The organism is Paenibacillus pasadenensis (genome assembly GCF_023715725.1).
In the GTDB taxonomy this organism is placed as follows: domain Bacteria; phylum Bacillota; class Bacilli; order Paenibacillales; family Paenibacillaceae; genus Paenibacillus_O; species Paenibacillus_O pasadenensis_A.
This window is the reverse complement of the sequence record NZ_JAMBOT010000072.1, coordinates 1-398: the sequence shown is the minus strand read 5'-3', so window position 1 is coordinate 398 and position 398 is coordinate 1. Positions and strand designations below refer to the sequence as shown.

General features: G+C 68.6%; 1 protein-coding gene. It reads left to right on the top strand.

Annotated features, from left to right (window positions below; genetic code table 11):
- The coding region (locus M3223_RS24030; protein WP_251566315.1) for a 3,4-dihydroxy-2-butanone-4-phosphate synthase at positions 1-398 on the top strand (398 nt) is incomplete at both ends.

The window sequence follows — 398 nt, the reverse complement described above, 5'->3', positions numbered from 1 at the left end:
CAGCTTCACCTGCCGCTGATGACCTACCGCAACGGCACGCAGTACGGCACCGCGTTCACGGTCAGCATCGAAGCGGCCGAAGGCGTGACGACCGGCATCTCGGCCGCCGACCGGGCGCACACGATCGCCACGGCGGTCGCGCACGACGTGCGCCCCGAGCACATCGTGCAGCCGGGCCACGTGTTCCCGATCATGGCGCAGCCGGGCGGCGTGCTCGTGCGCGCCGGCCACACCGAGGCCGGCTGCGACTTCACCGCGCTCGCGGGCCTCACGCCGGCCGCTGTGATCTGCGAGATCATCAAGGACGACGGCACGATCGCGCGCCTGCCGGACCTGATCGAATTCGCGAAGGAACACAACCTGAAGATCGGCACGATCGCGATCTTCAGGTTGTGTTC